The sequence below is a fragment of the Azospirillum lipoferum genome (assembly GCF_024170005.1).
GTDB classification, from domain to species: domain Bacteria; phylum Pseudomonadota; class Alphaproteobacteria; order Azospirillales; family Azospirillaceae; genus Azospirillum; species Azospirillum lipoferum.
In genome coordinates, this window is the sequence record NZ_JALJXJ010000016.1 from 149,040 (window position 1) to 162,492 (window position 13,453).

A 13,453-nucleotide genomic window follows, 5' to 3' on the forward strand; every position below is an offset into this window, starting at 1 on the left:
GAAAGGACAGGAATATCCGATTACGCACGCTGGTGCGCGTCAAAACAGGGTGCTCCCATCCCTCCTTCAACCAGGGTCGCGACGGCTTCGGCCGCCGCCCGATTGTCGGCCAGAAGCCTGCGGCGAAGGTGCCGCGTGCCATCGACAAGCCGCCGATGGTCGGCCTTGCGGATGGCGTCGAGCACATCGGACGGCTCCAGCCGTTCGATGACGACGCCCGCGTCATATTCGCGCACCAGATCGCCCATAAAGCCCCAGCTGGAATCCAGGAGGGTCGGCAGGCCGGCGCTGACATAGCCGGTCCAGCGGTTGCAGATTCCCACCCGGCGGTCGGCATGGAAGGTTTTCTGGTCATTGCACAGCCAGCCGAAGCGGTAGGAAGGCAGCCGCGCCAGCAGATCGGCGTAGTCGAGGCGGCGGCTGTAGACCAGGGGGGGCTCCGCATACCGTTCCAGGTAATCCGCGAAGATGACATCGCCCGATGCATCGGCGTGGGAGGAGTTGTAGATGTCCGCCGCCAAGCCGCCGTCACGGCAGACGGCTTCCAGCAGGGGCAGGAAGTTGTAGCCGATGGGAAAGTTGCGCAGAAAGGTGCTGGACGGGAGGAACCCGGCATAGACCAAATCCGCCCGCGGCGGACCGCCCGCCGGTTCGGGGCCTTCCACCATTTGCGGAAAGGCCAGCTGGTAGGGCGTGCGCAGGTGGGACTGCAGGCGCTCCCACTCCACTCCGCCCCGCTTGGACAGGGCGAGGTCGAGCGTATGTCCGGCGATCAGCTCCGATCTCCTCAGCCAGCCCATGGAGGTCGCGTTCAGCCCAAACAGGTTGGACAGGTCCTCATCGGGCCACAGGATCGTATAATCGTAGAACTCCTGAACGACCTTCGCTTCGGGCAGGACATGCTTGACCAGCATTCCCAGATAATTCTTGTAGATGATGCTGCGGACATAGACGACCTTCGGCCGCAGGCGCTTCAGGACCAGGACCAGAGCCTCCAGCGATTCCCGCAGGTCGAAGGACTGGTAGTCTCCTTCGTTCCGAACGCCGCCGACCTCCCGCCCCAGGAAAAGCTGAATGGTTCGATCCGGCGGCAGCCATTGGGCAAGCTGCCGGTCGTGAAGGATATTGGCGCTGCAGCAGGTCACGATGACCGAATCGGCCGGCCGCCGGCAGGCGTCGTCCGCTAGGGACTCCACCGCCGGAGCGGACAGTGCCCGGTAGCGGGAAGCGGTGTGCACGGTCACGATGCGGTCGGCCGGAATCCCCGCGGCGACGGCGGCGGCCCGCATTTCCATTTCATAGACGGTGTGGGCGAGGAGAACCCGGTCGAAGGCCAGCCCGGCGATCTGATCGGGCCGGAATACCGGATGGCCGCAGAAGGTCCCGATATCGGCAGCCATCCGGTCCAGGATCCCGACCACCTTGATGGTGGGGGGAAGATGCTCCAGCAAGGTCCGAGTCAGGGTGCCCGCTCCGTACAGCAGGACGCGGCCGGCCGGCTGCTCCGTGCAGAAGCGCCGCAGGATCTCCGGCATGCGCGGCGCGCCGTACCAGTGGAGCAAGGTTCTGACCAGGGCGTCGGCGCCGGCCAGGGCGGTCTGCGCATCGGGCAGCCCGGCGCCGGCCCATGGATCGTCGAACGGAGAAGCTCCGGATGGTGCCGCGGGATGGCGGGCGATATCGGAGGCGCTCATCGGTCCAGCCCCCCCCCGGCGCGGCTGCCGGCATAAGGGGGCTCCAGAAGGGGAGCGATGCAGTGGTCCAGCGTTTCAAACGGATCGAGCGGAAGGATGCCGAGTTCCGCGGTGGCGCGATCCCCGTCCATCAGGGTGTGGAGCGGTGGCTGGTCCTTCAGGAATCCGGCGGCCACGCTGTCCACCGGCCGGACCAGAACCGGTGAGGCTCCGATCCGCCGGGCGACATGCCGCGCTGCCTCGACGTAGGAAATTTCGGCGGCGGAAGCCAACTGGACGATCCCGGCCGTGCGCCGTCCGCTCATGCGGCGCAGCGCCTCCACCACCTGGGCGACCGGCAGGGGGGCCAGCGACATGTCCCGCGCAGCAAGCACCTCGTCTCCGCGCCGCAGGCGGTCGATCCAGCCCGCCAGCAGCGGCATGCCCGGCTCCACCACCTTGGACAGCCGGAGCACGCCAGGGGTGGTCATGCCCGGCCGGCCAGCCAAGGCGATCACCCCCCGTTCCGCCTCTGCCTTGCTGCGGCCATAGGCGGTGGTCGGACTGACCGGCGTTTCGGGCAACGGGGACGGCAGCCGGCCGTCGAAGACCTGATTGGTCGACAGCAGCACGACATAGCAGCCGCGCGCCGCCAAGGCAGCCGCCAGGGCAACCGGTCCATGGGCGTTGATCCGCATCGCCGCTTCCGGATCGGCATGGCAGGCGTCCAGGCGGGCCATGGCGGCGCATAGAATGGCCGAGGACCAGGGCCGGGCAAGTGCGGCATCCCATGTGCCCGGATCGCCCAGATCCAGATGCAGGCGGCGTTCCCCGGTGGTGGCGGGTCGGCGGGTCGTCGTGAAGACACGCCCCGCCTCCGCCCCGTCCAGAGTGCCGGCCAGCACGCGCCCGATCATGCTGTCGCCACCGACGACGAGGCAATGACCGCCCGCATCCCCGGTCCCGTCCGGAAAACCCGACGTCATGGCCGCTCCTCCATCCTCATGCCCTGCCTTCAGGCAGCGGGGCCATCCTTGCGGCGCACCAGTACCATGCCGTTCACTGCCGGTAGGAACACCTTGTCCGTGCTGTCGTCCTGCGCCAACTGGTCGAGCAGGGCGGCAACCCCGGCCCCCTTCTTCGTGGAAGGGACGGCGTTGAGGGTGTCGGCATGGAAGAGCACATCATCGACAATGAAAAGCCCACCGGAACCAAGCATGTCCTTGAGGGTATTGTAGTATTCGCAATAATTTTCCTTGTCGCCGTCGAGGAATATCATATCGAACGGTCCCTGCTCCCTGATCGTATCGATCATGGACAGCGCTTCGCCCTGAAGGACGTTGATCCGGCCGGCAAAGCCGTTCCGTTCGATGTTCGTTTCGGCCAGGCTGCTGAACTGGGGGTATTTCTCGATCGTGACGACGCGGCCATCCGGCCCGGCGGCATCGGCAAAGCACATCGCCGAGACCCCGATGAAGGTGCCGATCTCCAGAATGCGCTTGTAGCCGCCGATCTTGATCAGCATCTCCAGCGTTTTCAGCACGAACATGTTCGAACCGAACTGCGAGAAGCTGATGCCGGGCGGCACCTCCAACTGGAAGCGGGCCTCCGGATCGGCTGGTGTGCTGACCTGGGAAATCCTGTCCAGCAGGCGCGGATAGAACTCTTCGGGCGGGTGCTGGAAATGTACGGACAGGACGGGCTGAGACGGCAGGATCCGATCCTCCCAGTTGGTCACCCGCTCGAAGATGAAGCTGTTCTCCGCGTTCCGGACGGGAGGGGCGTTCTGGGTGGGAGGGGAAGGCTGATCGGTCATGGACGTCTTGTCTCCGCGGTTCCGGCAGGAATGGGCCGTCAATTGTTAAGCGGCGTGTCGCCTTGCGGCTTGAACCTGATGGTCGTTACGGGCTGTTACGGCGGATCAGGCTGAGGTATTGCTGCCCCCGTCCCCAGAAGGCCGGGAAGAGGCGCAGTTCCGCTTCGGACCGATGGCCGGTGAAAACCTCCGACACCTCGTTCAGGGCCGCCGCCGTCTCCGGCAGCCGGGGGCGCAGCGCATCGGCGATGGGCGCCAGCAGGGCGGAAACCCGTTCGGGCGCCTCGAGGCGCTTCCCCGTCGCCTCGGCGGCAGTCATCAGATCCCAGATGCCCTTGCACAGCCCCTCCAGGGTCCGGCCGGTTTCCTCTTCGTGTTCGGGAGGGGAGAATCGGTAGTCGACCATCGTTTCCAGGCGGCGGAAATAGCACTCGGTCATCCGCTCGTTGAAGCCGCGCCTGACTCCATGGACCGTCTTGTACCAGCGCAGGTCGGTGGTGAAGGACGGGGATGAACCATAGGCGTCGAAATCGTCCGACAGGGTGTCGAGCGCCTGGGGAATGGTCAGCAGCCCGTCCGGGCGCACCGGCTGGATGATGTTGTCGAGCAGCCAGTCCTCCACCGACCGGCTCATCCCGGACAAGGTGGCCAGATGCGGCTCCAGGATAGGACGCATCAGGGCCATCTGTTCGGATGCGGGGGCGTCGGGGGCGATCAGACGGCTGCGCATCAAGCGCCGCACCATCTCCGACAGGAGGGAGGCGGGCGTCACCGTGGTGATCACCAGGATGCCGCCCGGCGCGGTGAAGCGGCTGAGATGGCGCAGCAGGCGGGTCGGGGCATCCGAATGCGGTGCCAGGAAACCTTCCGCCAGCACGATGTCGAAGCGTTCGGCCGTATCGAACCCCTCGAACATGCTTTCGACGACCTCGATGCTCCCCTCGCAAAAGCCGTGGCACGCCAAATTGGCGCGGGTTTCCGCCACCCCCACGGGGTTGCCGTCGACCAGGACATAACGGTTCGGCTTCAGGCTTGCCGTAAACAAGGCATTGTGCCCCGATCCGGGGCCGAATTCGATTACGGACCGTTCGGCCACCAGGGCCGCAGGAATGCCGAGGAAGCGGTAGAGGGAGTCGCGGCGGCCGAAATGCCGCGGCAGGTCGCTGACATCCTGCGCGACCGGCGAGATCCCCAGCCTCTTGTAGAAATCGACGTAGGCGGTTCCGTTCATCTCTGCGCTCCACACCTCAATGCCGATGGGCCGGCCGTTTCCGAACCCGGGATCCCTTTGAAGCCGCCCAGGGAAATCGTTCAGCACGTTCCTCATTCGAAGTAGATGAAGCCGTAGTCCCCGCGGTAACCGGCCTGCCTAGCGATCCATGCCCAGCCCTGCGGGTCATGGAAGGACTGGCAGGTCAGCTGCCAATAGAGAAGGTTTGCCTTCTCCCGTTCGTTCCGGAAGGATTCCACCATGAAGTATTTGCGGTCGCCGCGGCCGACCCGCTCCGCCTCGGCCAAGGCGCCGAACACGCCTTCGATGGGCAGGTTGTGGAATGTGCCGAGCGAAATCACGAAATCGAAGCTGCCGTCGGGAAAGGGCAAGGCACGGGCATCGCAGACCGCCAGCCGGTTCCGGACCTCCGGCTTTGCGTAGGCGATGCCGTAGGCCGAGATGTCGACTCCGAACACCTCGACGCCCGGAACGGCGCGGGTGAATTCGTGGAGCAGATAGCCCTTGCCGCAGCCGATATCCAGAATGCGGTCCCCAGGCTTCAGTCCGTAATGGGCGGCGATCTTTTCCGCCACCGGCAGCCAGCGGCCGTCGTAGCGATAGCCGCCATAGCCGTACTGGCGCTCGCCGTCCCAATAGTCGCGCCCGAAGCGCCGGGCCACCTCTGCGCAGGCAGCCTTGTCATGCTCGACCACGCGCTGCACGTAATCGCGTTTCGTGCTGCTGTGGAGCGTCTGGATGAAATCGATCCAGGCCATGGCGGTCCTCAGGGAATTTGCAGGGTCGGAAGCTGCTGCGACTGCACCAGCCAAATCCGCTCCAGCCGGTCGATGTCGCCCTCCCCGTGCAGGGCGAAGCCCTCCAGCGCGGTGTGCAGGGACGCGCCTGCGTCGAGGACGCGGCGGTAAACGGCAAGGCGCCGTTCGGCCCGGCGTGGCAGCATGAACAGAGAGAACGCGATCATGCCCTCCAGCATCGGCAACTCCTCCAGAACCTGGTGGAGCATCATGTAGCAGGCGGGCATCGCATATTCGGTAGCGCTCAGCTTGTAGGTTAGGCCGTGGCGCTGTGCGTAGTCGCGGATCACCAGGTTCTGGACATGCTGGGGCGTCCGGTTGCCGAGCACCGGGCGGGATCCGATGTAGCCGCGATAGCCGTGCCGCCCGGTTCTATTCATCGAAGCCCCCCGGCAGGCGATAGTCCATTCCCAGCCGGCTCATGGCGCGCAGGGTGATGGGCTCGAAGAACTCGCCGAGTTTCTTGTCCGCGTAGGGCGTGAACACGCCCTTGAATCGGCAGTTCATGCTCCACCGGGTTTCCGGTTCGCGGTTCACCCGGTTGCCATGCGCCAGATTCTGGTTGAACAGCAGGTAATGGCCGTATGGAACGGTCATCCATTCGATGTCAGGCTCGATAGAGCGGTAGATGTCCTCGGCGCCGCGTTCGGCGAACTGGTGAAGCCTATCGCTCAGATGCGCGTTCGGGACTGGTGGCAGCAGATACATGGCCTTGGTCCCGTAGCAGTCGACCAGAGGCACCCACAGGACGGCTTCGAACGGTGAGTCGCCCGACCAGACGTCGGCATGGACCGGCAGCAGCGATTCCGCATCGCCGGGAAGCTGGATCGAAAGGTTGACGCGCCGCTGCATCGCCAGTTCGTTGCCGATCACCGCCGACAGCGCTTGGCGTGCCAGCGAGAAGTAGGCGGCGCGGAACCAGGGCGCGGCGGCCATGGCGCCGATGACGGACAGGCGCAAAGCGTTGAGACGTTCGGGATCGACATGGCCGTGGATGCCGTCCAGCAGAGCGCCGATGCCGTCCCCCGATGAGCCATCCTTTCCTCCGTCCTTCGGCATGGGCGTGATGCCGAGCATCTCGCAGGCGGCGGCGGCGACATGGGCGCGGATGCGGTCGAGCGACGCCCGGTTCTCCACCGGAGCAATCAGGTAGCCCTGTGCGATGAAGCGCTCGGAAAGCGCCCGCTCCTCCGCCGTCAGGAACTCCGGATCGATCATGAGGCTCTCTCCCAGCGGTTGAAGGACCTGAACGCCACAGAACCGGATCCGTGGCGTCCGGCCTCATCGATCCAGGGTCTTGCGGATGGTGTCGGCGACCTGGGATGGCTGCAGCCCGGCAAGTTCCAGCAGATGGTCTTGCGAGCCGTAGCCTTCGGGGAAGCGGTCGGGCAGGCCCAGGCGCAGGGTAGGCTTCAGACGGCCGGCGTCAGAGAGGGCCTCGACGACGGCGCTGCCCAACCCACCGATGCGGGCATGCTCCTCCAGCGTCACCACCAGTTGCGCCCCGTCCGCGGCGGCGAGCAGCCCTTCAACGTCAAGCGGCTTGATCGTGTGCATGTGCAGAACGCCACAGCCGATGCCGTCCAGCAGATCGGCCGCCGCCAGGGCGCGGTTCGTCATCACGCCGGTCGAAACGATCAGCACGCGGCCGGCCGGACGCATGGGGATGGCTTTGCCGATGGCGAAACCGGCCTCCGGCCGCGAAACGATGGGGTCACCGCCCTTGCCCAGACGGATGTAGAGCGGCCCCTCCCAGGTCAGGGACGCCTCCATCAGGCGCTTCATCTCATCGGCATCCGACGGGGCGACGATCGCCATGTTGGGCAGCGGGCGCAGCAGGGCAATGTCGTCCGTCGCCAGATGCGTCGGACCGAGCGGAGCGTAGACCAGCCCACCGCCACTGGCGATCAGACGGAGCGGCAGGTTTTCCAGGCAGGCGTCGATGCAGATCTGTTCCAGGCAGCGCCGGGTCAGGAAGGTGGCGATGGTGTTGATGTAGGGGATGAACCCGTCCATCGCCATTCCAGCCGCCATTCCGATCACATAGGCCTCACTGACACCTTCCATGAAGAAGCGCTCGGGCATCTCCTCCTTCATGCCTTTGAGCACGCCTGGGGAGAGATCGGAACCGATGAAGAGCACGCGCGGGTCGCGGCGTGCCAGCTCATGGACCATGGTGAGAGCGGTCTGTCTCATCGGGCGGACTCCAGGGCTTGGCGCATCCGGGCGACGTCGGGAGCCTCGATCCGCGCCTTGTGATGCCACAGGGCCTGCCCTTCGGCGAAATCCAGCCCTTTGCCTTTGACGGTGTGGCAGATCAGGATGGACGGCTGTCCGGACTGGAAGGGCAACGAGGCCAGCCGGTCATGCAACGCGCCGACATCGTGCCCATCCACCTCGGCGACGGCGAAGCCGAAGCTGCGCCACTTGTCGGCCAGCGGTTCCAGGTCGAGCACCTCGGCAACGGCGCCATAAGACTGGAGCTTATTGTAGTCGACGAGCGCGACCAGGTTGTCCAGCCGATGCTTGGCTGCGGCCATCGCGGCCTCCCAGACCGATCCCTCGTCCAGTTCGCCATCGCCCATGACGACGAAGACACGGCTCGGGCGGCGCTGCAGCCTTGCGGCCAGGGCCATGCCCACCCCCAATGCCAAACCATGGCCGAGCGCGCCGGTCGACGCCTCCACCCCCGGCGTATGGCCGCGCTGCGGGTGGCCACCCAGCATGGCGTCCGGCCGGCATTGCTCCTTCAGCGCATCGACGGGGAAGAACCCCTTGTCCGCCAGCAGCGCGTACAAGGCGAGGCAGCCGTGCCCCTTGCTGAGGATCAGGCGGTCACGGTCCGGCCAAGCCGGATCGTCGGGACGGACGCGCAGCACATCGTCGTACAGCACGCGCATGATCTCGATCAGAGAAAGCGTGGAACCGACATGCCCTCGGCCGCCGCCCTCCAGGGCGTCGATTACCAGGCTGCGCAGATGACGGGAACGGGCATCCATGGATCTACTCGACCCCCTCTTTCCAGTTGTCAACCGTGCCCGGCACGGTGAAAGGCTGCCGGCCAGTCCATCGGATCAATGGACAGGATGCAGGAAACCCGATCGAGAAGCGCATTTGCCTTTTCCGCCTGGATGCGCCTGGCATCCGTCCATGTCCCGTCGGCACCGGCGCCGGCACGGTGCGCCCAGCGTTCAGGCAGGAAGTCACTAAGCACGATCAGACACCAGCGCAAGCCGAAAAAACCTATTTGGGAAGCCAGCCGGACGGCAAAACCAGGATCATTGCCGTAGACCGTTCCAGCGGCCTTCAGAAAACGGCTCCGCGTGGCGGCGGACAGCCGCATCCCGGGATGCCAGAGCGTGTCGGCTACCAGTTTCACCGGGTCGTCCCATCCAAAATATTCAAAATCGATGAAGACGATGCTGCCATCTGCCCGGGACAGCGCGTTGTGCAGTCCGAAATCGGACGGCGACAGGGTCAGGTTCCGACGGGCTGTCGGCGTCTGCACGTCGATCCGCGCCAGATCATAGAGTCGGGACAGCCGATCGCGCAGCCGGCCCGCAGCCGGGTCGAAACGCTCGTCCAGCAGGCGGGCAAGGTCGCCGTTTTCCGGCTCCTCCGCCACCATGGCCAAGCGTATGCGCCGGCCTTCGATCTGGCGCAGCAACTCCGCAGCGGAGGGGCAGGCCTCGACCGCCTGCGGCAGCCCGGCGGCATCGGGCGCGTGGCGCAGGCCGTGCAAGTGCTTTAGGAAGCCGATCATGGCGTCGCATCCCTCGCCCTCCGGCGGCGGGGGACCGTCCACCCATTCCAGCAGAGCGGCGCCCGCCTCCGGATCCGCGCCAAGCAGCCGGGGCACCGGCGCTCCGTGCCTGTGCAGGAAGCCCAGGCCCGCCCGTTCATGAGCAAGCCGATCCCGGCCATCGGCGCCGCGCGGCGGATAGAGCTTGAGGGCGCGGACACCGTCCTCCGTCTCCACCCGGTACAGTCGGCTGTTGCCACCGTGGCCGGCCTGGCGAAGGCTTTGCACCGGAGAACCGGCCAAGCTCGCGGCGACCTGCGCGAGCCCGGGAGCATCAGCTCCGGACGGGGGGTGCGAGCAGGGTGTCGGCGACATCGGACCAGGACCGGTAGGAATGGAAGGGACCGGAGGGCAATCGGCCGGAGCCATGAAGCAGGAGATGGCGCCCGACCCGCTCCGGGAAAGACGGTTCGCGAAACACCTCCTCCAGATCATCGACGAAATCGCTGCAGCCGAGCGCCGCGAGACGGGCGATCTTCTCACCGCGGGTCGCTTCGAAATGAATGTCCTGCGGGGCGATCCCGCCGGGGCCGTCCCCGGTCAGGCCGTGGCGCCGCATCCAAGTCCGCGCCGCATCGCGCAGATTGACGCCATGGGGATCGGCGGCGGCGGTTTCCGTCTTGTGGCTGACCACGACGATGCCGAAGCCGGCCTTCCGGCAGCGCGCCAGGAATTCCAGGATGCCGGGGGCCGGCTCGGCGTCAGCGATGCCGGGGCCGTAGACCTGTGCCTGCAGGCGGCACCATTTGGTGTCACCGTCGTTCTGCGCCCGGATATGGTCGCGGACCTGCTGCTTGCCGCCGGAAAAACCGGGGGGAAGCAGTCCCATGGCATGGCCGACCCGGATGAAGACGCGGTCGTAGAGAACGATGGTGTTGTCGAAATCGAGACCGATCAGCCGCTTTCCGGGACATGTTCCCGGAACGGCCGCGTCGTTCGAGCCCGTTCCGGTCATCCGGCGGCTCCCGGTCCGGCCGGCCCGTCTTTCGGCGTCCAGCCCATGGCGAGGTCGAGCAGGGCATGGCACAGAGCCAGATGCGAGACCTCGACGAAGCCGTAAGATGTCGACGGCACATACAGGTTGACGTCGCCGGCACGGCGTAGCGGGTTGCCGGCATCGAAGCCGCTGAGCGTCAGGATCCCGCAGTCACGCTCCCGCGCGGCAGCCACCGCCTTCAGGATGTTGGGTGACCGGCCAGAGCTGCTGATCGCCACCAGCAGATCGCCCGGGCGGGCATGGAAACCGATCTGCGCGGCGAAAACGTTCTCGTAGCCGAGATCGTTGCCGAGGCAGGTCAGCGCGGCCGGGTCGTTGAAGGCCATGGCGCTCATGCCGCCATTCTTCGAGAAGTCGATGGCGAGATGGCTGGCGATCCCGGCGCTGCCGCCGTTGCCGACGATCATCAGCTTGCCGCCCGCCGCGGTGGCCGAGCGGGCGATGCCGATCGCCCGGTCGAATGCCGCGCCCAGGGAGAGGACATGCCCGGAAAAATCGGTTGCCTCCGTGGCCGTCTGCAGTGTGCTGAGGACCTCGAAATAGGCGTTTACGCGCTCCTGCACAATCGCACCCTCATTTCAGCAAGGCAGTGACGAACTTGAGCAACGCAGGTTTTTCGATGGCGCTGCGGTGGCCGATGATGTTGACCTTCATCGCTCCGGCGGCATTCCCGATGAACCCGATGAGCGGCATGGGGCCGCCGGCCGCCACCAGCGGCGCCGTCACGCTCAGGAAGGCATCTCCCGCCCCCATGGTGTCGATGACCGTGCTGGTGAAGGCGGGAATGCGGTGAAGCCCCTCCGCCTTGTCGAAGGTGACGCAGCCGTGCTTGCCGTGCGTGATGATCAGACGCGAACAGTCGATCCGCGACGGCAGAAGCTCGCTGGCGATGTGCATGATGTCGCTGAAGCGGTCCATGACCGCCAGACGGGCCTCCGGCGCGTCGATGCAGACATAGTCGGCGCGCGGATAGCGGACGATCAGGTTGTAGCCGAGATTCCCGCTGTTGGTCTGCGCGTTCACCGCCAGGAAACGGGCATGTCGGCTCAGCAGATCGATCAGGCGGGGCGTGATCATGCCATGGCCGAAGTCGGTGACGATGACGAGGTCGTAGTCCCCTGCCGCCGCGATGCGCTCGGCAAGCCAGTTCTCTTCCTGGCCGGCAACCGGCGTATCGTCCATGTTGTAGACTTCGAACATCTTGCGCATGTACCCGCGCTCCACGAAGCGGGTTTTGCGCGTCGTGGGCTTGCCCCGGCGCGTCAGCAAATCCAGCCGGACGTTCGGCTTGACGCTGCTGCGGATCAGGTCTTCGTGGCTTTCCAGATCACCGATGCAGGTGACGACGTCGACGGAGCGGCACAGCCCGGCGACGTGATTGGCCGCGGCGATGATTCCGCCGGCGAAAAGCTCGCGCTCGCAAAAGCGCGTGACGAGGATATTCTCCTTGGGTGACTTCGCCATGCCTTCGACATACTGGTAGTCGTCGACGATGGTGTCGCCGACCAGCAGCACCCGAAAATCCCTGACTCGCTCGATCATGTCGAGGATCTGCGGCAGCGTCTGGTTCTGGCGCATGTCCGCGAGGTAGCTGTTCAGCTCCGGATTGTAGACGCCGAGATAGCGGTTGATGAGGCTGGACGAACTGAAGGTGATGTCGTCGGTGAAGACGAGACGCCCGCCGTGGGATTCCACCGCCTTGCGTTCCCGGACGATGCCGCCGGTCACATCCTCGGCGGCGTTCGCGTAGTCCGATCCCTTCACATAGACATCGGGACGGAGCATGGCCAGGATGGGTTCGGCCGTCGGCTCCTCGTTGACGGCGACCCAGTCCACCTGCTCCAGCGCCGCCAGCATCTGGGCACGGAGGCTCTGGGTGAAGACCGGACGCCCCGGCCCCTTGTTCACATGGCGGTCAGCGGTGATGGTGACGATCAGCATGTCGCCGTGCTGGCGCGCCTCTTCCAGATGACGCACGTGCCCCAGATGCAGCAGATCGAAGACGCCATGGGCAAGCACCACCTTCCGGCCGGCGGCCCGGGCTTTTTCGGCGATGTGGGCAAGGTCCGGCAGAAGGCATATCTTGTCGCGTGTGGCGCGCCGGTCGGCTCCGCTTGGCGGCAGGGTATCGGCGGTCATGCTGGCAAAATTCTCCGCGTGCGGTCGAAGGGGCTGCCGGGCGTCGATCGAGGCCCGACCTGGCGGCGTCCGGTCACCGGGACGAGCCTGGACCTGAGTGTAGTGACTTTCGCCGTGTGCTTGCTAACAATCTGTTAATTCATTGCTTCCCACGATTTCCGGTAGCGTCCGGTCAGGGTGACAGGGCTGTCGGAGAGGCTCCGGGCCTGAAATTCAGCCGCAGATGAATCTGTTTGGTCCCGCAGAAGGCGGATCCTATGATGCCTGCCGCTATCAAACTGACGATGCCGTTCACCATGGCTTCCTCCCCTGAGGATCATACGCGCGACCCGGTCAACCAGTCCCTGATCGACCTGCGCGACCGGATCGGGTTCGCCCGGTTGGGCATCATGAACAACCAGGTCTGGCACGAGGATCCGCGACGCCTCGTGTTCACGCTGGCCCGCTACAAGTTCGTTTCGAAGATGCTGCGGGGCAGAGGGCGGGCAGTGGAGATCGGCTGCGGCGACGCTTTCGGCTCACGCATCGTCCGCCAGGAGGTGCGCGATCTGCTGGTGGTCGATTACGATCCCCTGTTCATCGCCGACGCCCAGGACCGCATGACCCCTCCCTGGAACTATGAGGCGCGGGTGCACGACATCCTGGCCGGTCCGGTGGAGGGCAGCTTCGATGCCGCCTACAGCCTCGATGTGCTGGAGCATATCCCGGAGAGCGCCGAGGATCGGTTCATCGCCAATGTCACCGCCTCGCTCCAACCGCATGGTGTGCTGATCGTCGGGATGCCTTCCTTGGAATCCCAGGCCCACGCCTCCGCCGCCAGCAAGGCCGGCCATATCAATTGCAAATCCGGCGACGCGCTGAAATCGGTGATGGAGCGGCACTTCCACACCGTGTTCATCTTCTCGATGAACGATGAGGTCGTGCATACCGGTTTCTATCCGATGGCCCATTACCTTCTGGCCGTCTGCTGTTCGAAGAAGCAGATCGAAGGCGCCTGA

14 protein-coding genes are annotated in these 13,453 nt (G+C 65.5%); 1 reads left to right on the forward strand and 13 read right to left on the reverse strand.

Annotated elements, in window-relative coordinates:
• Window positions 1-20: 20 nt before the first annotated feature.
• The 13 genes from J2848_RS29320 to J2848_RS29380 form a co-directional block, all read right to left on the reverse strand.
• The gene (locus J2848_RS29320) at window positions 21-1,694 is read right to left on the reverse strand and encodes a hypothetical protein (protein ID WP_149233423.1); all 1,674 of its coding nucleotides are present in this window, start codon (window positions 1,692-1,694) and stop codon (window positions 21-23) included.
• Complete coding sequence (locus J2848_RS29325; protein WP_149233422.1) at window positions 1,691-2,659, reverse strand: SDR family oxidoreductase; 969 nt, start codon at window positions 2,657-2,659, stop codon at window positions 1,691-1,693. Before J2848_RS29325 ends, J2848_RS29320 begins: the two co-directional genes overlap by 4 nt.
• A gap of 29 nt (window positions 2,660-2,688) precedes the next feature.
• The gene (locus J2848_RS29330) at window positions 2,689-3,531 is read right to left on the reverse strand and encodes an O-methyltransferase (RefSeq protein WP_149233421.1); all 843 of its coding nucleotides are present in this window, start codon (window positions 3,529-3,531) and stop codon (window positions 2,689-2,691) included.
• 43 nt (window positions 3,532-3,574) lie between these two features.
• Window positions 3,575-4,720 (reverse strand): class I SAM-dependent methyltransferase, encoded by a 1,146-nt coding sequence (locus tag J2848_RS29335; protein ID WP_170307158.1) that lies wholly within the window; start codon window positions 4,718-4,720, stop codon window positions 3,575-3,577.
• Window positions 4,721-4,812: 92 nt separating this feature from the next.
• Complete coding sequence (locus J2848_RS29340; protein WP_149233419.1) at window positions 4,813-5,478, reverse strand: class I SAM-dependent methyltransferase; 666 nt, start codon at window positions 5,476-5,478, stop codon at window positions 4,813-4,815.
• 8 nt (window positions 5,479-5,486) lie between these two features.
• Window positions 5,487-5,897 (reverse strand): LIC12192 family sporadic carbohydrate cluster protein, encoded by a 411-nt coding sequence (locus tag J2848_RS29345; RefSeq protein WP_149233418.1) that lies wholly within the window; start codon window positions 5,895-5,897, stop codon window positions 5,487-5,489.
• On the reverse strand, window positions 5,890-6,735 hold the full coding sequence (locus J2848_RS29350; RefSeq protein ID WP_149233417.1) for a sporadic carbohydrate cluster 2OG-Fe(II) oxygenase: 846 nt from the start codon (window positions 6,733-6,735) through the stop codon (window positions 5,890-5,892). Before J2848_RS29350 ends, J2848_RS29345 begins: the two co-directional genes overlap by 8 nt.
• Before the next feature lie 63 nt (window positions 6,736-6,798).
• A complete protein-coding gene (locus J2848_RS29355) occupies window positions 6,799-7,713 on the reverse strand; it encodes a transketolase family protein (RefSeq protein WP_149233416.1) in 915 nt (304 codons plus the stop codon).
• Window positions 7,710-8,516 (reverse strand): transketolase, encoded by an 807-nt coding sequence (locus tag J2848_RS29360; RefSeq protein WP_149233415.1) that lies wholly within the window; start codon window positions 8,514-8,516, stop codon window positions 7,710-7,712. The genes J2848_RS29355 and J2848_RS29360 overlap by 4 nt, the downstream gene beginning before the upstream one ends.
• A gap of 29 nt (window positions 8,517-8,545) precedes the next feature.
• Window positions 8,546-9,562: an aminoglycoside phosphotransferase family protein gene (locus J2848_RS29365; protein WP_170307157.1), complete on the reverse strand. Its 1,017-nt coding sequence runs from the start codon at window positions 9,560-9,562 to the stop codon at window positions 8,546-8,548.
• A gap of 31 nt (window positions 9,563-9,593) precedes the next feature.
• Window positions 9,594-10,274 carry an HAD family hydrolase gene (locus J2848_RS29370; protein WP_170307156.1) on the reverse strand — a complete coding sequence of 227 codons (681 nt, stop codon included), beginning with the start codon at window positions 10,272-10,274 and terminating at the stop codon, window positions 9,594-9,596.
• A complete protein-coding gene (locus J2848_RS29375; protein WP_211103252.1) occupies window positions 10,271-10,879 on the reverse strand; it encodes a D-sedoheptulose-7-phosphate isomerase in 609 nt (202 codons plus the stop codon). Before J2848_RS29375 ends, J2848_RS29370 begins: the two co-directional genes overlap by 4 nt.
• Window positions 10,880-10,889: 10 nt before the next feature.
• A complete protein-coding gene (locus J2848_RS29380) occupies window positions 10,890-12,455 on the reverse strand; it encodes a PfkB family carbohydrate kinase (RefSeq protein ID WP_149233412.1) in 1,566 nt (521 codons plus the stop codon).
• Window positions 12,456-12,751: 296 nt separating this feature from the next.
• On the opposite strand from J2848_RS29380, the gene J2848_RS29385 reads away from it, so the two are divergent.
• Complete coding sequence (locus J2848_RS29385; protein ID WP_149233411.1) at window positions 12,752-13,453, forward strand: class I SAM-dependent methyltransferase; 702 nt, start codon at window positions 12,752-12,754, stop codon at window positions 13,451-13,453.